Annotated in this window: 23 protein-coding genes and 1 pseudogene; 6 read left to right on the top strand and 18 right to left on the bottom strand. The window is 46.6% G+C overall.

What is annotated here, in order from left to right; genetic code table 11:
- The first annotated feature begins 244 nt into the window (after positions 1–244).
- The 3 genes from C3B51_RS17135 to C3B51_RS17125 all read left to right on the top strand — a co-directional run bounded on the left by C3B51_RS17135 (position 245) and on the right by C3B51_RS17125 (position 3,166).
- Complete coding sequence (locus C3B51_RS17135) at positions 245–619, top strand: hypothetical protein (RefSeq protein WP_130245850.1); 375 nt, start codon at positions 245–247, stop codon at positions 617–619.
- A gap of 176 nt (positions 620–795) precedes the next feature.
- Positions 796–1,032: a hypothetical protein gene (locus C3B51_RS17130; RefSeq protein ID WP_130245849.1), complete on the top strand. Its 237-nt coding sequence runs from the start codon at positions 796–798 to the stop codon at positions 1,030–1,032.
- A gap of 109 nt (positions 1,033–1,141) precedes the next feature.
- Entirely contained in the window at positions 1,142–3,166 is a 2,025-nt protein-coding gene (locus tag C3B51_RS17125) for an NACHT domain-containing protein (RefSeq protein WP_130245848.1), read from the top strand.
- Here the strand turns inward: C3B51_RS17125 and C3B51_RS17120 are convergent.
- Positions 3,163–3,390, bottom strand: coding sequence for a helix-turn-helix domain-containing protein (locus tag C3B51_RS17120; protein WP_165389183.1), 228 nt, complete (start codon positions 3,388–3,390; stop codon positions 3,163–3,165). The two genes, C3B51_RS17125 and C3B51_RS17120, sit on opposite strands and share 4 nt — an antisense overlap.
- 430 nt (positions 3,391–3,820) lie before the next feature.
- Here C3B51_RS17120 and C3B51_RS24105 point away from each other — a divergent pair.
- A pseudogene (locus tag C3B51_RS24105) lies at positions 3,821–4,051 on the top strand (tyrosine-type recombinase/integrase); the annotation flags it as partial.
- Positions 4,052–4,078: 27 nt separating this feature from the next.
- Here C3B51_RS24105 and C3B51_RS17105 read toward each other — a convergent pair.
- From C3B51_RS17105 to C3B51_RS17080, 7 genes are all read right to left on the bottom strand, one after another.
- Positions 4,079–4,405 carry a YbaB/EbfC family nucleoid-associated protein gene (locus tag C3B51_RS17105; RefSeq protein WP_125718762.1) on the bottom strand — a complete coding sequence of 109 codons (327 nt, stop codon included), beginning with the start codon at positions 4,403–4,405 and terminating at the stop codon, positions 4,079–4,081.
- Between the two features lie 66 nt (positions 4,406–4,471).
- Positions 4,472–7,021 (bottom strand): DNA polymerase III subunit gamma/tau, encoded by a 2,550-nt coding sequence (dnaX, locus tag C3B51_RS17100; RefSeq protein WP_130245845.1) that lies wholly within the window; start codon positions 7,019–7,021, stop codon positions 4,472–4,474.
- 6 nt (positions 7,022–7,027) lie between these two features.
- Positions 7,028–7,573, bottom strand: coding sequence for an adenine phosphoribosyltransferase (apt, locus tag C3B51_RS17095; protein ID WP_125718758.1), 546 nt, complete (start codon positions 7,571–7,573; stop codon positions 7,028–7,030).
- 176 nt (positions 7,574–7,749) lie between these two features.
- The gene (locus C3B51_RS24100) at positions 7,750–7,872 is read right to left on the bottom strand and encodes a hypothetical protein (RefSeq protein ID WP_268835989.1); all 123 of its coding nucleotides are present in this window, start codon (positions 7,870–7,872) and stop codon (positions 7,750–7,752) included.
- A gap of 147 nt (positions 7,873–8,019) precedes the next feature.
- Positions 8,020–8,766 (bottom strand): HvfC family RiPP maturation protein, encoded by a 747-nt coding sequence (locus tag C3B51_RS17090; RefSeq protein WP_130245844.1) that lies wholly within the window; start codon positions 8,764–8,766, stop codon positions 8,020–8,022.
- Positions 8,766–9,602: an HvfB family MNIO-type RiPP peptide maturase gene (locus C3B51_RS17085; RefSeq protein ID WP_130245843.1), complete on the bottom strand. Its 837-nt coding sequence runs from the start codon at positions 9,600–9,602 to the stop codon at positions 8,766–8,768. The genes C3B51_RS17090 and C3B51_RS17085 overlap by 1 nt, the downstream gene beginning before the upstream one ends.
- A gap of 25 nt (positions 9,603–9,627) precedes the next feature.
- Positions 9,628–10,119 carry an HvfA family oxazolone/thioamide-modified RiPP metallophore gene (locus C3B51_RS17080; RefSeq protein WP_125718752.1) on the bottom strand — a complete coding sequence of 164 codons (492 nt, stop codon included), beginning with the start codon at positions 10,117–10,119 and terminating at the stop codon, positions 9,628–9,630.
- 166 nt (positions 10,120–10,285) lie between these two features.
- Between C3B51_RS17080 and C3B51_RS17075 the strand changes: the two genes are divergently transcribed.
- Positions 10,286–11,278 carry a tRNA-dihydrouridine synthase gene (locus tag C3B51_RS17075; RefSeq protein WP_130245842.1) on the top strand — a complete coding sequence of 331 codons (993 nt, stop codon included), beginning with the start codon at positions 10,286–10,288 and terminating at the stop codon, positions 11,276–11,278.
- Positions 11,279–11,313: 35 nt separating this feature from the next.
- Positions 11,314–11,667, top strand: coding sequence for a TraR/DksA C4-type zinc finger protein (locus C3B51_RS17070; RefSeq protein ID WP_130245841.1), 354 nt, complete (start codon positions 11,314–11,316; stop codon positions 11,665–11,667).
- On the opposite strand, the gene C3B51_RS17065 is transcribed toward C3B51_RS17070, so the two are convergent.
- The 10 genes from C3B51_RS17065 to C3B51_RS17020 all read right to left on the bottom strand — a co-directional run bounded on the left by C3B51_RS17065 (position 11,654) and on the right by C3B51_RS17020 (position 21,951).
- On the bottom strand, positions 11,654–12,691 hold the full coding sequence (locus C3B51_RS17065; protein ID WP_130245840.1) for a hypothetical protein: 1,038 nt from the start codon (positions 12,689–12,691) through the stop codon (positions 11,654–11,656). The genes C3B51_RS17070 and C3B51_RS17065 overlap by 14 nt on opposite strands.
- 203 nt (positions 12,692–12,894) lie before the next feature.
- Positions 12,895–14,157 carry a tetratricopeptide repeat protein gene (locus tag C3B51_RS17060; RefSeq protein ID WP_125718744.1) on the bottom strand — a complete coding sequence of 421 codons (1,263 nt, stop codon included), beginning with the start codon at positions 14,155–14,157 and terminating at the stop codon, positions 12,895–12,897.
- A gap of 9 nt (positions 14,158–14,166) precedes the next feature.
- Positions 14,167–14,784, bottom strand: a complete 618-nt coding sequence (locus C3B51_RS17055) for an energy transducer TonB (RefSeq protein WP_125718991.1) — start codon at positions 14,782–14,784, stop codon at positions 14,167–14,169.
- A complete protein-coding gene (locus C3B51_RS17050) occupies positions 14,784–15,188 on the bottom strand; it encodes an ExbD/TolR family protein (protein WP_010381814.1) in 405 nt (134 codons plus the stop codon). Before C3B51_RS17050 ends, C3B51_RS17055 begins: the two co-directional genes overlap by 1 nt.
- Positions 15,189–15,202: 14 nt before the next feature.
- Positions 15,203–15,727 carry a MotA/TolQ/ExbB proton channel family protein gene (locus tag C3B51_RS17045; protein ID WP_010381817.1) on the bottom strand — a complete coding sequence of 175 codons (525 nt, stop codon included), beginning with the start codon at positions 15,725–15,727 and terminating at the stop codon, positions 15,203–15,205.
- Positions 15,727–17,091 carry a MotA/TolQ/ExbB proton channel family protein gene (locus C3B51_RS17040; RefSeq protein ID WP_125718742.1) on the bottom strand — a complete coding sequence of 455 codons (1,365 nt, stop codon included), beginning with the start codon at positions 17,089–17,091 and terminating at the stop codon, positions 15,727–15,729. The genes C3B51_RS17045 and C3B51_RS17040 overlap by 1 nt, the downstream gene beginning before the upstream one ends.
- Before the next feature lie 6 nt (positions 17,092–17,097).
- The gene (locus C3B51_RS17035; protein WP_125718740.1) at positions 17,098–17,868 is read right to left on the bottom strand and encodes a DUF3450 domain-containing protein; all 771 of its coding nucleotides are present in this window, start codon (positions 17,866–17,868) and stop codon (positions 17,098–17,100) included.
- 395 nt (positions 17,869–18,263) lie between these two features.
- Positions 18,264–18,911, bottom strand: coding sequence for a CatA-like O-acetyltransferase (locus C3B51_RS17030; RefSeq protein WP_130245839.1), 648 nt, complete (start codon positions 18,909–18,911; stop codon positions 18,264–18,266).
- A 53-nt stretch (positions 18,912–18,964) separates the two neighbouring features.
- Positions 18,965–20,005, bottom strand: a complete 1,041-nt coding sequence (locus C3B51_RS17025) for a Leu/Phe/Val dehydrogenase (protein WP_125718736.1) — start codon at positions 20,003–20,005, stop codon at positions 18,965–18,967.
- A gap of 419 nt (positions 20,006–20,424) precedes the next feature.
- Positions 20,425–21,951 (bottom strand): fumarate hydratase, encoded by a 1,527-nt coding sequence (locus tag C3B51_RS17020; RefSeq protein WP_125718734.1) that lies wholly within the window; start codon positions 21,949–21,951, stop codon positions 20,425–20,427.
- Positions 21,952–22,022 lie beyond the last annotated feature (71 nt).

Here is a 22,022-nt window from a genome sequence, read left to right as displayed (position 1 = left end):
TAAGCACATGAGAAGCTTACCCAGAAACTAACAAAACATGAAAGCGGCCTGGTGCAAGCCAGATCGAAAATAAAACATATAACAAATTAGGAAACAACAATGCTGAATATACAAGCTAAAAGAAAATTACAATCGCTAAAGCGTGTCGTTCTCGAAAAGCTAGAGTGCGGTACCTTAGTGGTATCACGGTAACACTAAAGGGGCTGCGCCCCTTTCCCACCATTTCTCAGAACAGGAGACAGCGATGCGAAAAATAGTATCAGATGAGGCACTCCTAAAGGGGCTCCTTCAGTCGTTAGCATATTACATGTTTATAGCTAGCTTGTTAAAGCTCATGCTGACAAACACACCACCTGAAGCGTTTACCGAAAGGCTAATGATCTTAATTTCATTTGGTCTTTTGTCCTTTTTAGCACTTATTTACTCAATGGTTCACGTGCTAGGTCCAATAGTCAAAAGTTACCACCCTGAATTCGAAATCCCATTTACAGAAAAGGGGAACCAGCAGCCTATCCCAATCACAAAACTGCATCTTTTCCCTGGAATGCCAACCTGGATATTATTAGTACTGGCAAACTTTCTAGTTGGAGCTTACATAATGGGGCTAGGCTTTCTTTAACCTTCATTGTAGAAAAGTATGCACGCATACATATACAAAAAACAGGGCAAACCTGCCCTGTTACCGGGTAAAACTACATTTAGTTAGATAAGAGCCTTTTAAAAAAAGCCCCTAACCTCTAGTCCAGCTAATAATCTAGCGCTAATTTCAGTGTTTTCTTTTCAGGAGAACACGAAATGAAAGCACAGAGCAATGCATACTTAGCAAGACAAGCCCTTCACGGTCAATTCGGAAACTCCAACTATCAGGATCGCCCAGTACAGGCAAGACAACTCAGTGATTTATATACCTACTTTCTCGCGGGCCATACACCTGGCCCCTACCAGCTCGCAAAACTGGTAAATCAAAAGCACGTATCTAAAGAACTGTTACAAGCTATATATGATGGCCTGAACATTCGAGCGATAGCCTAGCCAAACAACACTAGAGCAAAACCCTAACCCCCTACACTTTACACAAACTTGCCCTTGCCACTCTGTTTCGGTTAACATTTAACCAAGCGCAGAATAGCAAGGAACATACATGGGCCCCATCGAGCAGTTTGTTTGCAAAAAGCAGCTTGCCAAAATTTCAGGCGTACTAACCAAGTTATTTTTTAAAGTTAGGAAAGAGCGTAAGCGAGAGCTTGTTGAAATCAACAATACCTTTGAGGATCCCGAGCACCTAGCGAAATACTATGTAGAGCCCAGATGCCAAAACATTAACCCGGCGGATGAGAACGAAGAGGATGCCATTACCACAGCACGGCAGAACGCTTTTGAGGTAATCAATGCGTTTTTTAATCGAGGCTTTCATACTAAAAACGGCGCCAATCAAATGTTCATCCTGGCAGATGCAGGAATGGGCAAAACGTCGCTACTGCTCATGATTAAGCTCATGCATCTTACTTCATTTATGCCCAAAAAATGGAACTGCGTTTTGCTAAAACTGGGTAAAAGTACCATTGATGACATCAAGAAAATCCGGTCGCCTTCACACACCCTACTTTTACTAGACTCGCTGGATGAAGACCCAAATGCACACGGTGAAAACTCAGAAAGCAGAATAACCGAACTACTTGATGCAACCAGCAATTTTTACAGAGTAATCATCACCAGTCGAACTCAGTTCTTTCCAAAAACACAAGAAGCGGCGTTTAGCGATGTAGGAAAGATTGGCATTGCAGAATATCAATGTCCGCTATTCTACTTATCGCTCTTCAATGAGCATCAAGTGCAGCAATACTTAAGAAACCGATACGGCAACTTCTTCCAAAAGAGGGCGTACAGCATCCCATGTAAGAAGGAGTATGAAGCAAGAACCGCAATTCTAAAGATGGGAACGCTACAATTTAGACCATTTTTACTCGCTCATGTAGACGACATCATCGGCGTCATTAAAAATAACGCCTCGGAATACGATATCTACTTAAGCCTGGTACAAACTTGGCTGGAACGGGAAGCCATAAAACTGAGGTTAAAGGGGATAAAAGTTGGTGTAAAAGACCTGATGCAGGTCTGTATTTGGATTGCAGAGCACCTCACCATCAACGACGAAACTACGATTTCACTAAACACGATAGATAGCTTTTGTGATACGCAGGGGGCAATAGAATTATTAAACTCCTCGAAAAAAGAAATTATAAGAGGAATATCTAAATTAGACATAAGCACCAACTCCCTACTAAATAAAAACTCCAAAGGGTGCTATAGATTTTCCCACTTAACTTTTAGAGAGTTTCTTTGCATATATGGATTAATTGAAAACAAGATAAAAACAAAAAAAACAGCCCTTGACGCTACAGAAAAAATGATTCAACTCTTACTCTCAAGTGGAAGAAAAGTCCCCAAGGGTGCATTAAAATTTAATACCAAGGCTCTTTATTACCTAGAATCATATGGTTCAGGAGATGTAATCGTCGATGAAGAAGGAACATATTTTCTTAAATGCTCATTCGGTGACGGCAAATTAAGAAGAGAAAGACCCATTTTAAATTTCAATTCCATATATGCATCATTAACTCTGCACCTTAAAGAGTGCGAAGTTAATTCTGTGGAAGTTTATGGAAAAAGCAACATAGAAAACTTAATAGTAGAGTCATCTAAAGTGTCGAACTCGAAATTCAAGAGCAATTTCGAATCAGGAAAAAACAATTTACTTTCAGTGAAAAGGTGTGTAATTAAGGATTCAGAACTAGATATGAATGTGGGATTTTTGAGAAAATCAAAAATATACAATACAGCGATACAAGGGTGGGTAATTAATCAAGTAAATGACCTAGAACTAGACTTAGAAATCTATCCAGACAAGGTTAAAATAGCTCTGTCCAATGATACAAAAAGACAGGAAAGCTCTCGCGGTAAAGTCGAAGATAAGATGAAAATAGTAATAGGGCGTCTCGACCACAACTTTGTTAACAAACAAAGGTACTTAAAAACATTTGAACTTGACCCATTTTCTTCACTCGATTTAATATCAGAAAATGGTTTACCTTCAGAAGTCCAACTCCAAAGCGCCGGAAAAATACAAAGATTTCACTTTAGTTCCTACCCATACCTTATCACCTAAACCAACTCCCTCAGCTCAATCCTGAACACCTCCTCAACCAGCCCGGCGGTGTCATCCCAGCTCACGCGGGCTTCGCCCTTTTCCCAGCGCTGGTAGGTGCGTTCGCTCACGCCGTAGGCAACAGCCACATCCAGCTGAGTCAGGCCTGCGACGCGGCGGCCCTTACGTAAAACATCACCGGCCCTGATCATCCCCGTGCCCTGGCACCTGGTTATACAACACAACAAAATCCAGCATAAACACCTGCGTGATCACCGCATGCAAATCCCTAAAACGCACCTCAGATGTGCCACGCTCCCAGTGCCGGTAAGTGCGTTCCTCAACGCCGTAACACACCGCAGTGTCGAGCTGAGATAGCCCTGCCTCAGCACGACATGTCAACAGCCCTGGCTGAAAGAGAGTTCTTAGGCATTTTGAAAGAGCCAGTGCATATAAAACCGTGTAGTTAGGAGGACCAAATTAATAACATTGCAATGGACATATTAAAGTAACGGTAAAAGTTCCATTAATTCACTTGCTTGTTGCTGAAACATGGGCCCAGAATCGTGAAAGAAACAATCGAAAAACAATACATTTTGCTCAGACGAGAAAACAAACTGTTTGTGTGCTGCGGTTAATCATGGCACCTAAAGGTTACGCAGGTCAAAACTAACGCATAGAGAACCTGACCAACTGCGTCACTTTTTTGCGTCACAAATGTTGATGGCGGGTGCTGATCCAGCATGGCTGGCAAAGCAGCTAGGACATAAAGATTGGGGGATGATTAGGAAAGTATATGCTCGTTGGGTATTAGAAGAAAAGCCTGAGCATCGGAACGAAATTGCGGCCAGATTGGGACAGAGTGATGTCCTACATGTGTCCCAAAGGAACCTAACCGCAATTTAAAAATTTGATTTATTTAAGGAAAAACCCTTAGAACGGCATCTTGAATCCCGGAGGCATTTGCATGCCGCCGGTGACTTCTGACATGCGCTTTTGCGACTCTTCACCGACACGGCGTACAGCGTCATTGACCGCTGCTGCCAGCAAGTCTTCGATCATGTCTTTGTCGTCTTCCATCAGGCTTTCGTCGATCTCTACGCGGCGCACGTTGTGGCTGCCCAGCATAGTGACTTTAACCAGGCCTGCGCCTGCTTCGCCAACGACTTCGAGGCTTTTAATCTCTTCCTGGGCTTTTTCCATGCGCTCTTGCATTTGCTGCGCCTGCTTCATGATATTGCCCATTCCACCTTTAAACATAGTCTGCTCTCTTACACTTCAAAATTAAAATTCTATGGGATACAAGATAAGGGCTTACTTGCGCAATTACAATGCCCTTACCGATTTTTCGTCTACCAAGGCCTCAAACTCACGGGCAAAGGCCTGGATCACGGGATCGTTATTGATCGCATCAACCGCCTGCAGGTATCTTTGCTGATCAATATCCTGCTGAATAAGAAATGGCGTGTTGTTCACTGCGTCAACAAATTCAATATTGAGCTCTACCGGCTCATTGAGTTGCTCAGCCAGGCTTTCGTGCAGTTTCTCTCTGAGCATACTGGAATCCAGATGCTGCTGGCTCTGCTCTACCTGTAAAGTACAATGCTGGCCTTGCTGGTTGAACATGGCATGCAACGCAAACTGCCTGACCCGACCGCCCAGTTGCATTTGTTCAATCATCTGTGCCCAGTCATCTTTTTGGTGGGCAAATTTAATGTCACTGATTGGGCTGACAAAGTTCTCTGGTGCAGGAATATCCAGAGTTGTGTCCTGAGTTTCCTGCTCACCCGGCGCTTGCGGTGCTAACTGCTCAAGCAACTCCGGGGCCAGCTTGCTTTCATCTTTTTTAAAGCGCTCTGCCATCTCGGGCTTTTTGGCTTTGCGCTGCGGGGCAGCAGGCTGGAAAGCTTGCTGCGACTGAGCCTGTTCAGGCACCTGCTCTTGCGATTGAGCCCAATGCTGTGTGCTTTGCTGATTAACATCAGCACGCGGAGCGTGTGGCAACCTTCTGCCTGGCGCAACAGCGCCGGGCACCGTGCCAGCTTCCTGTTGCGGCTCAGACTTTTTTGCTTCGCCCTCTCCTCCCAGCAACCTGCCAGCCCCGGAGATCTGCCGGTTTTGTAAAATACGGGCAATGGCCGATTGTGCCTGTTGTTGCTTTTGCGCCAGCTGTTGCACCGGTGTGTGCTCTGGTGCTGGTGCACCCTGCTGGGGCGCACTATTTTGCTGCTGAGCGGGCATTGGCTGATGCGCAGGCTCGCTCTGATGTTGCTCATACCCCTGTGATTCGGCCTGCGCCATGATGTCCTGATATTGTTGTTCAATCGAAACATCTTCCGGTGATGGCTGAGGCGGCGCCTTGTGCACCGGGTTTGCATTTATCTGCTCAGCAGATGGTGTCGGCTGCTGTGGCACAGTTTGCTGTACAGGTTGCTCAGGCGTGTAAGCTTGCTGAGGAGCAGCTTGTGCATTTGGCTGCTGTACAGGTTGCTCAGGCGTGTAGGCTCGTTGAGGAGCAGCTTGTGCATTTGGCTGCTGTACAGGTGCAGACTTTACAGGCGCGGGGCTTTGCTGTGGTGTTATTTCTGCACTTTGCTGTGACACAGGTACGGGTTGTGGCTCAGAGGTCTCTGCCTGGTGCTGTGCCACAGGTTCTTGGCGTTCAGGTACAGGCGTGCTGAGCTGAGCCTGTGGACCACGCTGTTTGGCACTTAACATATCCCGCAGTTTGCCAACTTTACCCGGATCCTTTGCAGGTCCCGCAGGTGCAGGGCCAGCTGCCTGAGAAAAATCGGCGCGTTCGAACGCCAGCAATCTCAGCATGATCATTTCAAAACCAAGCCTGGGTTCAGGTGCCCAGCTTAAGTCTTTTTTACCCGCAAGCAGCAACTGGTACATAAACTGAGTATCCTGCGGTGTTAGCTGCTGAGCCAGTGTTTTTACCTGCTCAGCCTCGAACTGACCAAAATTGGCAGCCTGAGGCACCAGCTGCGTAAGCTGTACCAGATGTAGCAGGCTGATCAGATCATCCAGCACGCTGGCGAAGTTGCCATTTTTCAAAGCAATATCGGCCACTTCAGCCAACAGGGTTTCACCGTCTTGCGATAACACGGCGGCCATCAGTAAAACGGCATGACTGCTGTCCATCAGGCCAAGCATTTGTTGCACAGCCGGTAAGTTCAGCTCACCATTCGTTTGTGCAATCGCCTGATCAGTAAGACTCAGTGCATCACGCATACTGCCGTCTGCGGCCTTTGCCAGTACTTCCAGTGCTGTCTGCTCGAAGTTAACAGACTCCTGGGGCAAAATTTGCGCCAGCTGGGTTACTATCTGACTCTGCGCCATGGCATTAAGGTTAAACTGCAAACAGCGCGATAATATGGTGATCGGTAATTTTTGCGGATCTGTGGTCGCCAGCAGAAACTTGACGTGCTCCGGCGGCTCTTCCAGGGTTTTCAGCAAAGCATTAAAGCTGTGCTTAGACAACATGTGCACTTCGTCAATCAGGTACACTTTGTAGCGACCACGCGTTGGCGCATATTGCACATTGTCAAGTATCTCTCTGGTGTCTTCGACCTTAGTGCGCGATGCCGCATCTATCTCGATAAGATCAATGAACTTACCGGCTTCAATCTCTTCACACGCACTACATTGGCCACACGGGGTGGAGGTGATCCCCACCTCACAGTTCAGGCTCTTAGCGAAGATCCTCGCAATGGTTGTTTTGCCCACGCCCCGCGTGCCGGTAAACAGATAGGCATGATGCAGCCGCTGCTCATTCAATGCATTGATGAGTGCCTGCTTAACATGCTCCTGCCCCATCATTTCGTGGAACGACTGTGGACGCCATTTGCGCGCCAGAACCTGATAACTCATAGTGCGTTACTCGCCGTCAAACTCGACCAGTTTCAGCACTTTAATGCCCATGTCTGTCACGCGCTTTTCGCCGCCCAGCTCAGGCAATGAGATCACAAACGCAGCATCAGTGGCTTTACCACCCAGGCGCTCAACCAGCTTGGCGGTTGCTTCAATGGTGCCGCCTGTTGCCAGCAAGTCATCTACCAACAGGACTTTGTCACCCTCTTCAACGGCATCAATATGTAGCTCAAGTACATCTTCACCATATTCCAGCTGGTAAGACTGGCTGATCACTTCACGCGGTAGCTTGCCAGGCTTACGTACCGGGATAAAAGGCAAGCCTAGTTCGTAGGCCAAAGGGGCACCAAAGATAAAGCCGCGAGACTCAGTACCTATAATTTTTGTAAAGCCCTGATCTTTGTATGCATCAACCAGGCAGTCCATGGTTGCCTTAAACGCTGCCGGGTTGGCCAGCAAGGTCGTCACATCACGGAACATGATCCCTTCTTTCGGATAGTTTGGAACCGTCGCGATGCTGTCTTTTATCAGTGACAAATTTGCTTGTGTCATAATCAAATGCTTAATAAGTTTTAATAACAAAGAGCTCGATTATAACAAGAAAGCAATCACATTAAATGCCAGGAAGGTGGATTTTGCGAGAAATTCGCGATGTTCGAATAGAAAAAAACCACCCAGTGTCTGGATGGCTTTTTAACTCTGCCTAAACAGAAGGAGTTATGCAGCGATTAAACGCTCAGAGCAGTTGCCCAGCCAAGAATTGCATTCAGACAGCCAATGCCTGCAAACACAGCAACAAAAGCCAGGAAATACTTCGCGTTGAACGGATCTTTGAAATCACCTTTAGACATATTACTACCTTTATTTATTAAGCGCTGGGTGAGCAAGCAGCGCGCCCGGACGAAACCGCCCTGGTTCAGCCGCTTGTCCTGCACTCAGCTTAAGCACGACAAAACGGCGCCCATAATAATCGAACTTAGGGGGCTGATAAAGGGGTATTATGCTTTTTTATCGACCAATATGCCCAGACGAACAAACTGGCTCAGCGTCTGAACCGCGCCATTGATGAGGGTTTGTTCATCAAACTGGCTAAACTGCTCGGCCAGCTCGGCCGCCAATGCCCTGATGGTTATTCCGGGATTAACAACAATATTTTGTAGTAATAGTGCTGTCATTGGGTTGGTTTCGATAAACTGAACATCAAAGGCGCGATCCCGATACACAATAAAACAATGCGGACCCGAAGTCGTCTGAGGCTGATAAACATCGCTTATCTGATGTACGGGATACTGATAACTGACACTGCGAGCTGCCTGTGCCAGGTGTAAACCGGATCGCTCAGACAAAGGCAGTGGAATTGGAGATTCTGCTTCACACTCCTTGGCGATAGCTACTTCCAGCTCTGTCCACTCGTAGTGAGCAAGCTCAAGCATAAAAGGCGGATCTGCGGGTGTCGGCGTATATTGTCCTTGTAAGAAGTCCAGAAACTCTCGGCTGATATCTAAAAAGTACGGAGACTGGCAATCATGCCGACTAAAGAAGTTACGCACCAGCGTAAGCCAGGTTTGTTCGTCATAGAGGCTTTTAAGAACCGGAAAGGTAGATGCAACAAAGCCCTCGATATTATTGAAAAACAGCTCACGATAAACCTGCATACGCCGATCTTCGACACCAGTTGGTAGCGGATGCGTTGCGGGATCTTTAATGTGGGCCATAAACTCGGCCTGAACCTGCTCGAAGGACATCAGGCGATCCCCCTTAGTGACTTATCCAAACTTTGCACAGCATGGATCTGGTCAACCTCCTGCAGTAATTGCGCCATAGGCGGAATATTAAAATCACGTTCCAGCAGTGTCGGAAATACACCGTGTATTTGATAGGCTTGCTGTAGCAATTGCCAGACCGGATCACACACAGCGTCACCATGGGTGTCCACAAGCAAGTCTTCAGCTTCTACATAGTGCCCCGCAATATGCCCATAGGCAATACGCTCGCTGGGCATTGCTGCTAAAAACGCTCTGGCATCATAGCCATGGTTAATTGAATTCACGTAGATATTGTTCACATCAAGAAGCAGATCACAATCGGCCTCTTCAAGCACAGCCAGGGTAAAGTCTAGCTCGGACAACTGTTGTCCTGGTGCTGCATAATAGGAAACATTCTCCACGGCTATCCGGCGCTCGAGCCTGTCTTGTACTTCTCTGATCCGCGCTGCGGTATGCTTAACCGCTTCTTCTGTGAAGGGAATAGGCATCAGATCGTACATGTGCCCGTCGCCCGAGCAGTAACTCAAGTGTTCGCTGTAACAACGAATGTTGTGCGTTGCAAAAAAGGTTTTCAGATCGCTGACGAACTGGGTATCCAGCGGTGCTGGCGATCCGAGTGATAACGACAAACCATGGCACACAAATGGATGCCGGGCAGTTAGCTCAGAAAACTGAGCAGCATACTTGCCACCGAGCGTCATCCAGTTTTCAGGCGCGACTTCATAATAGTCAACCTGCTGAGGTGGCAAGGCCAGAATATCATCTAACATCTCACGTCTCAGGCCCATACCGACCATACCAAACGGTTTATTCATTATCACTCCTTAGCCAGGTTAGCTGTTAAGCGTGGCCACCACACTTACCTTCGCCGCACTTACCTTCTTTTTTACCTTTGGCATCGCCGCCACATTTACCTTCGCCACACTTACCTTCTTTTTTACCTTTGGCATCGCCGCCGCATTTCCCTTCGCCGCACTTGCCTTCTTTTTTACCTTTGGCATCACCGCCGCATTTCCCTTCGCCGCACTTGCCTTCTTTTTTACCCTTGGCATCGCCGCCACATTTACCTTCGCCGCACTTGCCTTCTTTTTTACCTTTGGCATCGCCGCCACATTTACCTTCGCCGCACTTGCCCTCTTTTTTACCTTTGGCATCGCCACCGCATTTGCCTTCGCCACATTTTCCTTCACCCGCGTCCAGCTGATAACCGGCCGTCATTTGCTCAAAGCTAAATGGGTTAGCAGCAGCCTCTGGTGCACTGAACGTTGCGGCAGTAACAACTGCAGCGCCTAATGTCATCGCAAGTGTGTTAGTTTTCTTTACTGATTTCATCTTGTTCTCTCTCAATCGGTAGCAATAAAAAATAGTTGATTCGCTTAGTAGACCACGGACTGAAGATATTTATTTCAGCATCTGAGAAATTTTTATCTCCACTTCCCTATTAATAAATCGGCTCCTCTCGTATAGAATAGCGCGAATTTTTTCTGGTGCGGTAATAATGAAACTATTTTTAGCCCCAATGGAGGGCGTTGTCGACTTTAAAATGCGCGAACTACTCACCAACCTTGGTGGGTTCGACATGTGCGTCACTGAGTTTATCCGTGTTGTAGACTTGACGCTACCGCGCCGTGTGTTTGTTCGCTATTGCCCTGAGCTGTTGAACGGTGGTTTGACTCAGGCAGGTACCCCCGTGCGTATTCAGCTTCTCGGCCAGGTACCGCATGCGCTGGCGGCCAATGCCAGAAAAGCCGTTAAATTGGGCTCGCATGGCGTTGACCTGAACTTTGGTTGCCCGGCTAAAACGGTCAACAAGAGCAAAGGTGGCGCAGTACTGCTTAAAGAACCTGAACAAATTTACCAGATCATCCGGGCTGTGCGCGAAGCTGTGCCCTCAGAGCATGAGGTCAGCGCCAAAATTCGCCTTGGTTTTGATGATGATGCAAACAGTACAGAAATTGTCGATGCCGTGCAAAGTGCAGGCGCTTCCAGCCTGGTGATCCACGCCCGTACCAAACGCGATGGCTATAAACCACCGGCCTATTGGGAGAAAATCCCGCCGCTTTTAGAGCGCCTGACTATTCCTGTCGTTGCCAATGGCGAAATCTGGCAAGTAGAAGACGCCATACGTTGTCAGCAACGCAGTGCCTGCGACAACCTGATGCTCGGGCGCGGTGCGCTGGCTACCCCGGACCTGGCTGCAAAAATTAAAGCCCATGTGGAGGGCCGTGAATACCGTCCGCTTGACTGGCAGGAAGTGGTCTATCATATATTGCACTCCTCAATGCACCAGGACCCTGAAGTAGGCGAAAAGTACTTTTCATCGCGCACTAAGCAGTGGCTTGGTTACTTGAAGTTACAGTACCCTCAGGCCCACACCTTATTTGATGAAATAAAACGCCTGAAAAGCAAAGACGATGTGGTATCTGTGCTTGATAAATACGCAAAGTCCCCGCTGCTTGATTCAAATCATAACAATGAGCCTGCTGCCTAATAGATAATGGATGCTCAGAAAAGGAGAAGAGCGCCATGAATGAGAATTTAATGCATCACTATCAGGTAAAATTGCAGGCTGAGCTCGACCAGATCCGGCACGAGTTCCTTGCGGATCTAAAACAAGCCAGTAACTACGCGACCGAGGCGTTGATCGATACCTTACAATCATCGCCGCCACATGAATGGGTTGATATCGCAAGTGATCGGATCTGCCCGGGTCAGTTTCCTAACTTCGAACGCCTGGTTAAGGTGGAAGCGGCGATTTGTCAGATGGACATTGGCCAGTTTGGTTACTGTTGCGACTGTGAGAAGAAAATTGAAGACACCCTGCTCGCCGTTGACCCGGCGGCGCAAAGGTGCCTTGACTGCGTGGCTAAGCAGAAGTAATCCGGCTTAACAAAGCAAAACTGGTCGCAGGGAAGAAAAGGATGTCTTTAAGCACAACGAAGGCCTGGTCTTCATTCAGCGCTAACCTTGATTGCAGTGCCAACAGAGCTTGTTTCTGCGACCAGGCAAAATAATGCACGCCCAGATCCACTTCCATCATGGCTAGGGCGAAAAGCCGTTCGCTGTTAGCCAATACCTGATCACACTGGCTGGCGGTCTGCTGCAAAGACACAAACCCATCGCGCCAGTTGAGTCCTGCTCGCGTACTACATCCGGCCAGAAGCTGATGGACCAACGGCTGATTCAGGTTGAAGTCGACCAGGGTAACTCCCTCACCGTATTCGCTAGCCAGGCTCTGCAACTCACCGAGCAAAGCTTCTGGCGGCTTCACCGAGCCACTGTAAAAATTGAGCTTGCTTTGATACCACTCTTTGCCATTTGGAAGCTGATAAATACCCAAGGATGACCTGACTCGGTAACTTGCCAAATACTCCGCCAGGCGTTGTGCGGCTTTGGACTGTGTGGTTATATCAGGCGTCAAGTAATCAAGTAGCTGCTGCCTCTCAATCCGGTTCAGCACAATTTTACTTTCCCTGGCTTCGTTAAGCCGCGCTTCAACATAGCCGTACCAAGTATCCACCTGAGACGGTGGCACCAGCTGTCCTTGTGCAACCACAGGGACATTTAAATGTACCGGCCAGGGTAAGAAACGCTCGGGATATCTCTGTTGTATACTCAGATACTGAGCTTCCTGCACCGCTGTTTCAGCGAAACTATCAAGATCTGCACGCTGCAATAATTCGTGTCGCTTTTTTAAGTAAGCCTCTGTAAATGGCAGCTCCAAAGAGCCTTCAATCTGATTCTGCATCGGGGTTTGAGGCACTATCGAATATGAAAACCAATTAAGCTGCTTAAGTTGCTCAGCTAGGTCTGTATGCGAGAGCTTTACTTGCGGCTCAGTACAACCGCTAATCATAGTCAGCAGCAGAAGTGCTGAGGAAACATAACGCCGAGAGGTTTTCATGTCAGTTTATCCACCTTGTTCACTTTGCAAAGATGCACCAGGCACAGCTGCGCCTGTTCTGGTTCGATTATATCAAAGAATGCGAGGGTTTTTGTCACTTAAATCAGTGTTCTAGAGAGTAAGCGTGAATTGTTCTATTTGAGGTGATAAGCGCTTTCTGAGCGCCATAAAAGCAAAAAGCCCCGTAAGGGGCTTTTTCTGTATTAAAGGCTGATGCCTTTACGCTGTGCTTTCTCTTTGATGAAAGAGGCCCAGCTGCGAGCAAATTTGCGAGTTCTAGGATCTTCCTGAGCCTTAACAATTGCTGTATATGCTTGCTTATACTTTTCCTGATACAGATAAGCTTCTGCCAGGTCAGAGTAGATTGTGCCTTTCTTCTCAGAGCCCAGTTCTAACGCTTTGTTCAGACGAACAACCGCCGCACTGTACTGCTGGTCCTGAAGTAACAAACTACCCGCCTTGCGATATAACTCAGCATCTTCGTCAAACTTTGCAGCTTCTTCATAGTACTTAGCAGCTTCACTGATGTGCTTAGCCTGGTGATAGTAGCTGGCAATTGCCGTGACATTTTGCTTTATACGCTTAACCTTCTCCTCTTTGACCGACTTTTCCATCACCTTAGCGGCTTTATATGGAATTTCGTTCAACGAGTAGTAGCTGCTCAGAATTTTATAATGGTTCTCTTTTTCAAAATAACCATTCTGATAAGCCACTTCCATCACGGTCTGACCTTTTTTGTAGTCTTCCGTTTGCATGTAGAAGGAGCCCAACTGAGTCCACATTTTCGGGTCTTCCGGGAACAGCTTAACCAGTTCTTCAGCAACCTTAACGGCGTTCTTGAACTGCTTCAGCTCAAAGTAAGAACCAATTTTAAGCATATAAAATGACTTGTTAGGCTCTTCTTTGTTTAGCGCAATCGCCTGGTCCGCAGGCTCAATAACATCTCTGTACTTTTTCAGTTCATAGTTGGCTTGAGCGATACGACCATATACTTTAGCGTCTTGTTCACCGGTGAAATCCATCCAGTCATAGTAAGATTTCTTAGCACCTTCGTACTGCTCTGTACCAATCAGAAGGTCACCCAACAGCTTGATCAAGTCGCCCTGATCTTTAAAGTTCAACACGTCTGGCGCGATTGCCTGACGGATGTACTTAATTGCTGTTTGATACTCTTCTTTTTGAGCATACAGGTTACCCAGGTAACGGTTTACCGTGGCGCGGTCAAACTCGTCAGACGCGTCAATTTCAAGCAATAATGCAATTGCTTCATCAACTTTGTCTTCGTTGTACAAGTCAAACGCTTTGATAACCTTTTTACCAACTCGCTCACCCATAACCTTGGTTTTGGCATTTTTGCGCGCTTCGATCTTTGCAGGATCGGGAGCGGCAAATGCGGCAGTGCTTAACGCACCGCCTGCCAAAGACATCATCAGAGCAAGAGCTGTTGCTTTAGACATTTGCTTCATATCCTACTCCTATCCATCTTGGTTAAGTTTAAAGTCAAGTTGTACAGTAATACCAGGTTGCTTTTGCGGCTTACCATCAACAATTTTAGGTCTGTATTTCCACTTGCGAAGCGCACGTTTTGCTTCACGGTTGAAAATACGCTTTGGTTCAGCATCGATGATCTCAATGTCATCTACACCGCCCAGCTCGTTGATAGTGAAGCGCAGCTGTACCCAGCCTTCTTTACCATCACGCGCTGCTTGAGGCGGATACTTAGGTTCGATACGAACGATAGGTGTTGCTTCACCGTCACGACCGAAATCACCAGGACCACTTAAACCACCAGCTGTGCCACCGATATCGATGCTAGGCATGTTAAAGCCAATCGCACCTGCATTCGGGTTAGCATTCTCAGGCTGAGGCGGCTGCGGTTTAGGCGGCTGCTTTGGCGGTGGAGGAGGTGGAGGCGGTACACGCTTCCTCTCCTGCACATCTGATTCAGGCGGATTCGACATAATCTCGACTATGATCTCTTCCTTCTTATTGTCAGCCCTATCCGCTCCTCCTGAGATAAGATAGGACATAAAGAAGAATAAGCCGAAGGTTACTGCCCCACCTGCAAGAAGTGAAAACAGAAATCGAATCATCACTTAGCTCCAGCTATTGAAATCTTCAAGGCGTCGTCAGTTGCCTTAATCTGATCCATTACCTTAACAACTACGCCGTGTTTCGCGCCTTTATCCGCCTGGATAATAACGGTCTCGGTTTGTTGCTCAGCTAACAGATTTTCAAGGTTTGCACTTACACGCTCAACATCAACCTGACGCTTGTCCATCCAGATCTCACCGTTTTCACGGATAGCGATAAAGATGTTCGCATTCTTGGTTTGTTGTGCCTGCGCAGCTTTTGGCTTTTTAACTTCAATACCGGCCTCTTTAACAAAAGAGGTAGTAACGATGAAGAAGATCAACATGATGAATACGATGTCAAGCATCGGGGTCATGTCTACTGCTGCTTCTTCTTCCTCACGAAAACGTTGTTTACGTGCCATAATAAAATCTCTCTCTAGTGATGTGGCAAGCTATCAATTAGTTTCTCTTTAGCCATCTTTGCTCTCGCTTCAAGACGGGTGCTAAAGAATACACCTGATAGTGCCGCAACCATTCCAGCCATTGTTGGTATCGTTGCCATTGAGATGCCTGAGGCCATCAATCTAGGGTTACCAGTACCTTGTGTCGCCATGGTTTCGAATACCGAAATCATACCTGTCACTGTACCTAATAGACCGATTAACGGACACATTGCAACCAATGTTTTGATAATCAACATGCGCTCATCTAATTTTTCAGACGCTTCAGAAATCCATGCATCGCGGATTCTGTGTGCGTACCAAGATGTAGTATCTTGGCGGGCATCCCATCTGCTTACTATTCCCTTTTTAATTTTAGGAAATTCAGCCAATAGGAACCAATAGCGCTCAATCATTAATACCCACATTAGAAAGAGTGCTATCGCGACCACGTATAATACATCGCCGCCTGTAGCAACAAAATCCCTGATAGATTCCCACGTCTCCACCAGGACTAGCATTATGCTCTCTCCTTCTCCGCGTGCGCAGCAACGATACCCGCGCTTTGCTCGTCAAGAATGTGTAGGATAGATTTACTACGACCCGCAACGATAGCGTGAAGTAGGATTAACGGTAGCGCAGCAATTAGACCAAGCGCAGTAGTAACAAGAGCTAGAGAGATGTTACCTGCCATGATCTTCGGATCACCAGTACCAAATAGTGTGATTGATTCGAACGTCAAGATCATACCAACAACCGTACCTAGTAGACCTAGTAGCGGTGCGATAGCTGCAAGGATCTTGATGATGTTGATACCAGCTTCGATGCGAGGCGTTTCACGTAGAATTGCTTCGTCAAGTTTAAGCTCAAGGTTTTCAACGTCTTGGTTCTTGTTGTCGTGGTACACTTTCAAGATGCGACCCAGAGGGTTGTTATCCGTTGGGTTGTTTGCATTCTTGATTTGCGCTTTGATTTTCGCGCCAACCAGCATTAGGTCTAGGAAACGAACAACAGCGATTAATGCACCCAGCGCTAACAATGCAGTGATGATGTAACCTACTGTGTCACCCTGGTGCCAACGCTCTTCAACAGTTGCACGCTGAGTGTTCAGACGCAGGATAGCACCGCGCGTTGGGTCAACAACGAAAGGCGTGTACTGGTTAGCAGGTGTGTTCAGAAGATCAGCAACAGTGGCCAAAACGTCTGAAGAAGGTTGCTTACCAAGTGGTACGATTTGCTTGTTTTCTGCATCGTAAACAACGTAACCGTCTTTAGTGACCAGGTTGAAGTTACCAACACGTGTTACTTGCTTAACATTGATGTCGCCGCTCAGCTCAGCTACTTCTGATTCGAAAGTAGAGATCTTTGCAGATTCAGTCATTTCAGTTTGGAATGCAATCCAAAGTTCTTCCAACTCACGAGTCGTTGGTAGTTCTTTAGCCGCAGCCAATGAACGAAGCACTTCTGAACGTCCAGGCTTTTCAGCACTGATGATAGACGCTTCGATCGCACCGATTGCTTCAGCAGCGTTACGACGAACCACACCGAACATCTCACCCAGGGTACCTTGGGCGTTAAGAAGTTCAGTTTCTTTCTCAGCAAGTGTTACTTCGTTTTGCTTGAATTGCTTGTTAAGACGCTCGCCACGTGCTTTTTCAGCAGCCAGGTCGCGCTTAGCTTTGTTCAGCAAAGCTTGTTTGTCAGCACGATCTGACAGGAACTCTTGCTCACGAGCTTTGTTGATTTTACCTTCAGAGATACGGTTCTGCTTTACTTGCTCAAGGATTTTATCCAGAGACTCAGTGCTCGCATGTGCGTTCAACGCGCCACCAGCAGAAACTGTTAATGCTGCAGCAACGGCAAAACCTTTAAATAGTTTCTTCATGTTTTATTACTCCGCGCCGAAAATAGGTAGTTTAACTAGTTCTGGGGCAGCCTGACCACGTGCGATACGGATCATGTCTTTGATAGGCTTCAGGTATTCTTCACCTAACTGATCCCACTGCTTGCTGCTGGTGTTCCAAACCCACGCTTGCTTCTGGTCAAAAGACTGAGCAACGTATGCGATACGGCCTAGACGGGCGAAGTCAACATTGATGTTTTTACCGTTGATTTCAAGTGAACCTTGAGAAGCAACCATTGCTGAACCGTAGTTAGTTTCAATGCTGTATGCTTCAAGTACCTGACGGTATTTTTCAGACGTCGTTACTTTCGCGTTAGTTAGCGTTTCACGTAGTCTTTCGATGCGTTCTAGACGCTTTTCAGTATCAAACGGCACGTCCGCTTTGATGAATTGCTCGAGTGTATCAATCATGCGATACATCAAAGGCACAACGTCTTGCTTAGTTTTATCAACCGTCGCGATCTGACGTTCTAGAGATTCGATATTTGCATTTTGGTCTGCAACCAAACGTGCTACGTGATCGTTGTAAACTTTCAGAAGTTCTGTTTCGTCAACAATTCCACGGTACTCAGCTACCATTTCGATAGTTTGACCGTAGATACCATCAATCTTGTCTTGAGACTTTTTAGCAGCCGTTTGAGTTTGCTGACCTACTTTTTGTATGTCATTCAAAGGATCTGCCATCACATTGCTGCTTGCAATTGCCGCTGCGCCAAAAAGCGCTGAAGCTACAAGGCTCTTTCTGATTTTAACAGACATAGTTCCCAACCAATTAAGTAATGTTACTTTTATAATTTTTGCACTCTCTTAGAGAGTACCCCGGATACTTTTAGCAGTATCAACCGTGCAATAATGCTAAATGCTATTGCCCATGTCAACTTCATGTTTAAAACAATTTTTGCTTGTCGCGATGAAATAAATTGAAATAAAACATTGTATTAACAAGGAAACCAAGAATAAAAACCTTAAGCACTTATATTTCATACACAAAGCAACTTTATTTACATTTTATTACAGCCATTTAGGCCTGATCATCGGCCTTTCTTTTGCACAATACCTGACTCTATTTCATTTTTAATATCAAGCTACTAGACTTAAACTGAACACTTAGCATTCAGTTAAATGCAACTGTAAATTCCGGTACAGCAGAAAGCTCAGGCTAATAACTGTTCAGACAGTATTTTGCACTGCGTTTCTATTTCCTGGATAAATTCTGCTACATGCAATCCGTCCATCAACCCGTGATGTACCTCAACTGAAAATGGCAGTTCGCCGGTTTGTGAGTCAAGTTGGCCGAACACGCATTTTGGGATGCCAAGGTTATCTTTCGCATTTCGGGCATGACTGAAGCTAGTAAAATCGAACCATGGCAAAATAGATAAATAAAGTTGCTGCGGGTTATTGCAGGTTGCCAAAAAGTGTTCACTAACCAAGGGCTGCTCCAGAAACGCCTTTTTCTGTGCATCATTCTTTTTAATGTAGTCGTGGATGTCCTCACAAGCAACCAAAGGCACAAATCGAAAGCTTCTGTCTTCACGTAAAAACACACAACTCATGTCGACTTCTTCAACAACGCAAGGACGGCTATTGACTATGCGATAACGAATGGGGGCGTAGTTTTGGCAAGCTTTGCTCAGACAATATAGATAACTAAAGGTAAACGACAGCTGGCGTTGCTTACACAGCGTGTAAAGTGAGCCTGTATTAAGACGTGTGGTAATACTAAAGTAAGGCTGCTCGAAGCCTAGGTAAAAATCAAAGTGTTCGGCCCGGGGCCAATCTGATGAAGTGAGTTGTTTCATAATTCAATATAGAGGGAGAAATACCCCTCTATATTGATAGTATCATGCAAGGATTACAAACCGTTTGCGATGATCTCCTGTGCAAGCTCGTCGGCAATCAGGTGTGTTGATTTTTGCTCAGCATCAGAGCGAACAAAGATCTCTGTCAAAGTGTCGTAGATGCCTTCAACATGTTTGGTCGCCGCAGCCTCACTGTAGCCTTCTGGCTTAGTTTCGTAATACACGTTGATGATGCCACCGGCATTGATAACGTAATCAGGTGCATAAAGCACGCCCTTTTCACGCAAGATCTCACCATGTCTTGATTCAGCAAGCTGGTTATTCGCACAGCCCGCAATGATGCTGGCTTTAATTCGAGGGATCGTGTCATCGTTTACCGTTGCACCCAAAGCACAAGGGGCATAAACATCAACATCCAGATCATAGATTTCATCAATACTCACGGCGGTTGCGCCAAAGTCGTTCACAACTCGGTCAATTGATGCTTGGTTGATGTCCGTCACAAACAGCTCTGCGCCCGCTTCATGCAGGTGCTTACATAAAGTATATGCAACAGCGCCCAAGCCCTGCACCGATACTTTCACACCAGACAAATCCTGATGGCCATGTTTGTGCTGATAAGCCGCCTTAATACCCAGGAATGTACCCAGAGCAGTGAAAGGTGACGGATTACCGCTTTTGCCTTCAAGACCCATTACATAATTAGTCTCTTTATGCATCGTCATCACATCGCCGGTGGTGATGTTCACATCTTCGGCTGAATAGTAGCTACCGCCAAGGCGCTCAAGGTGCTTACCAAATGCTCTGAATAAGGCTTCAGATTTGATTTTTTTAGCATCACCGATGATCACAGACTTACCGCCACCAAAAGGCAAACGCGCAACTGCGTTCTTGTAAGTCATCCCCTTTGACAGACGCAATACATCGTATACAGCATCAACATCATCTGCATAGTCCCACAGGCGACAACCGCCAACCGCCGGACCCAGCTTAGTGTTATGAACAGCAATGATTGCCTTCAGGCCCGATGCTTCATCAGAACAAAAAACCACTTGTTCGTGGTTATCAAATTCAACTTGGTTAAATACAGCCACTTTGTTTGTTCTCCGTTATAGACTGACTTTGAGTCAGATAGCGCTGAAATTCACCGAACTGTATCACTAACTCTCTTACCAATCCACAATATGAGTTGATATTGACTCTAAAAGCGTTAAAGCTGCCTGCATGATACATTAAATAGCCATATATTAACTTGATTATGCACACCATTGGATAATATGAGTTTAATTCTTCGGTATTTTCACGAATTTTGAGGGTTAATCTTTACGTAAACGTAAACACGACCATTTATGTATGATTATTTTTACGATTAAAAGAGGTCTGATGAGAGAGGCAACTCAATGTGTAGTATGGGTGAATGGATACAGATGGCAGGTTTCATGAGCGGGTTATAAAAGCCTCTGATCAAAAAAAGAGGGCGAGGCCCTCTTTTCAAATCAGTACAGATTGGCTTTTATTTAAGCTTGCTATCCAGCTCTTCAATTTTGGCTTTCCAGATAGCCGGGCCCTGAGTATGGGCGTTCACACCGTCGCTGTCTACAGCAACAGTCACTGGCATGTCCTCTACTTCAAATTCGTAGATTGCTTCCATGCCCAGATCTTCAAACGCCACCACTCTGGCTTTCTTAATCGCTTTGGCTACCAGGTAAGCGGCGCCACCGACAGCCATCAGGTAAACCGCTTTGTTTTCCTTGATAGATTCAACCGTTGCCGGGCCACGCTCTGCTTTACCAATCATGCCGATCAGGCCGGTTTTTTCTAACATCAGGTCGGTGAATTTATCCATACGAGTCGACGTTGTTGGACCAGCAGGGCCTACAACTTCATCGCCAACGGCATCAACAGGGCCTACGTAATAAATGAACTTGTTAGTCAAGTCAACGCCTTCAGGCAAACCTTCGCCTGAATTAATCATATCCTGCAGACGTTTATGTGCTGCGTCACGGCCAGTCAGAATCTTACCAGACAAGAGAACGGTCTCGCCCATTTTCCAGTCCTGAATATCGTCTTTGGTGATCTCATCCAGGTTAACACGGCGTGTATCTTCACCCACTTCCCAGGTCACTTCTGGCCAGTCTTCCAGCTTGGGCGCTTTTAGATCAGCAGGACCCGAGCCGTCTAGAGTAAAGTGCACGTGGCGGGTTGCGGCACAGTTAGGGATCATCACAACTGGCTTAGAGGCGGCATGTGTTGGGGCTGACTTGATTTTAACGTCTACAACCGTAGTCAGACCGCCCAGGCCCTGTGCACCAATACCGAGTTTGTTTGCACGCTCAAAAATTTCCAGACGTAGTTTTTCTTCTGCAGTTTCTGCGCCACGCTCCATAAGCTCGTGGATATCCACTGGATCCATCAGTGATTCTTTTGCCAGTACCGCAGCTTTTTCAGCCGTACCACCAATGCCTATTCCCAGCATGCCAGGCGGACACCAGCCAGCGCCCATAGTCGGTAAGGTTTTCTCTACCCAGGCAGCAACATCGTCTGACGGGTTCAGCATCACCATTTTAGTCTTGTTCTCAGAACCGCCACCCTTGGCTGCGATCATCACTTCAACTTCAGCGCCCGGTACCATATCAATGTGCACAACAGACGGCGTATTGTCTTTGGTGTTTTTACGTGCACCTGCGGGATCTGCAACAATTGAAGCACGCAATGGGTTATCCGGATTGGTATAAGCACGACGTGTACCTTCATCCACCATTTGCTGTACAGTCAGGTCCGTCTTGTCCCATTTAACATCCATACCGACCTTTACAAAACAGGTCACAATCCCGGTGTCCTGACATAACGGACGTTTGCCCTCTGCCGACATACGGGAGTTAATTAAGATCTGCGCAATGGCATCTTTAGCAGCTTTACTTTGCTCTTTGTCGTACGCTTTTTCTAAAGCCTGAACAAAATCCAACGGGTGATAATAAGAAATGTATTGCAATGCATCTTCGATGCTGTCAATGAAGTCTTGCTGACGAATAGTACTCATGACGGTTCCTTTATTCTCCGGTCTGTGACGAGGCAAACCGGTGTTTATTGAGAGGCGCGATTATATACCAT

The sequence above is a fragment of the Pseudoalteromonas rubra genome, from assembly GCF_004212645.1.
In the GTDB taxonomy this organism is placed as follows: Bacteria; Pseudomonadota; Gammaproteobacteria; order Enterobacterales; family Alteromonadaceae; genus Pseudoalteromonas; species Pseudoalteromonas rubra_G.
The sequence above is the reverse complement of the archived record's forward strand: the minus strand, read 5'-3'. Positions and strand labels throughout refer to the sequence as shown.

Bases quoted from the DNA above. Each gene is read 5' to 3' on its own strand.
- C3B51_RS17090 (WP_130245844.1), bottom strand. From the start codon at position 8,766: ATGTCCTTCGAGCAGGTTCAGGCCGAGTTTATGGCCCACATTAAAGAT.
- C3B51_RS17085 (WP_130245843.1), bottom strand. From the start codon at position 9,602: ATGAATAAACCGTTTGGTATGGTCGGTATGGGCCTGAGACGTGAGATG.
- C3B51_RS17045 (WP_010381817.1), bottom strand. From the start codon at position 15,727: ATGCTAGTCCTGGTGGAGACGTGGGAATCTATCAGGGATTTTGTTGCT.
- C3B51_RS17035 (WP_125718740.1), bottom strand. From the start codon at position 17,868: ATGTCTGTTAAAATCAGAAAGAGCCTTGTAGCTTCAGCGCTTTTTGGC.
- C3B51_RS17050 (WP_010381814.1), bottom strand. From the start codon at position 15,188: ATGGCACGTAAACAACGTTTTCGTGAGGAAGAAGAAGCAGCAGTAGAC.
- C3B51_RS17020 (WP_125718734.1), bottom strand. From the start codon at position 21,951: ATGAGTACTATTCGTCAGCAAGACTTCATTGACAGCATCGAAGATGCA.
- dnaX (WP_130245845.1), bottom strand. From the start codon at position 7,021: ATGAGTTATCAGGTTCTGGCGCGCAAATGGCGTCCACAGTCGTTCCAC.
- C3B51_RS17030 (WP_130245839.1), bottom strand. From the start codon at position 18,911: ATGAAACAACTCACTTCATCAGATTGGCCCCGGGCCGAACACTTTGAT.
- C3B51_RS17105 (WP_125718762.1), bottom strand. From the start codon at position 4,405: ATGTTTAAAGGTGGAATGGGCAATATCATGAAGCAGGCGCAGCAAATG.
- C3B51_RS17055 (WP_125718991.1), bottom strand. From the start codon at position 14,784: ATGATTCGATTTCTGTTTTCACTTCTTGCAGGTGGGGCAGTAACCTTC.
- C3B51_RS17065 (WP_130245840.1), bottom strand. From the start codon at position 12,691: ATGAAAACCTCTCGGCGTTATGTTTCCTCAGCACTTCTGCTGCTGACT.
- C3B51_RS17080 (WP_125718752.1), bottom strand. From the start codon at position 10,119: ATGAAATCAGTAAAGAAAACTAACACACTTGCGATGACATTAGGCGCT.
- C3B51_RS17060 (WP_125718744.1), bottom strand. From the start codon at position 14,157: ATGAAGCAAATGTCTAAAGCAACAGCTCTTGCTCTGATGATGTCTTTG.
- apt (WP_125718758.1), bottom strand. From the start codon at position 7,573: ATGACACAAGCAAATTTGTCACTGATAAAAGACAGCATCGCGACGGTT.
- C3B51_RS17135 (WP_130245850.1), top strand. From the start codon at position 245: ATGCGAAAAATAGTATCAGATGAGGCACTCCTAAAGGGGCTCCTTCAG.
- C3B51_RS17070 (WP_130245841.1), top strand. From the start codon at position 11,314: ATGAATGAGAATTTAATGCATCACTATCAGGTAAAATTGCAGGCTGAG.
- C3B51_RS17130 (WP_130245849.1), top strand. From the start codon at position 796: ATGAAAGCACAGAGCAATGCATACTTAGCAAGACAAGCCCTTCACGGT.
- C3B51_RS24100 (WP_268835989.1), bottom strand. From the start codon at position 7,872: ATGTCTAAAGGTGATTTCAAAGATCCGTTCAACGCGAAGTATTTCCTG.
- C3B51_RS17040 (WP_125718742.1), bottom strand. From the start codon at position 17,091: ATGAAGAAACTATTTAAAGGTTTTGCCGTTGCTGCAGCATTAACAGTT.
- C3B51_RS17075 (WP_130245842.1), top strand. From the start codon at position 10,286: ATGAAACTATTTTTAGCCCCAATGGAGGGCGTTGTCGACTTTAAAATG.
- C3B51_RS17125 (WP_130245848.1), top strand. From the start codon at position 1,142: ATGGGCCCCATCGAGCAGTTTGTTTGCAAAAAGCAGCTTGCCAAAATT.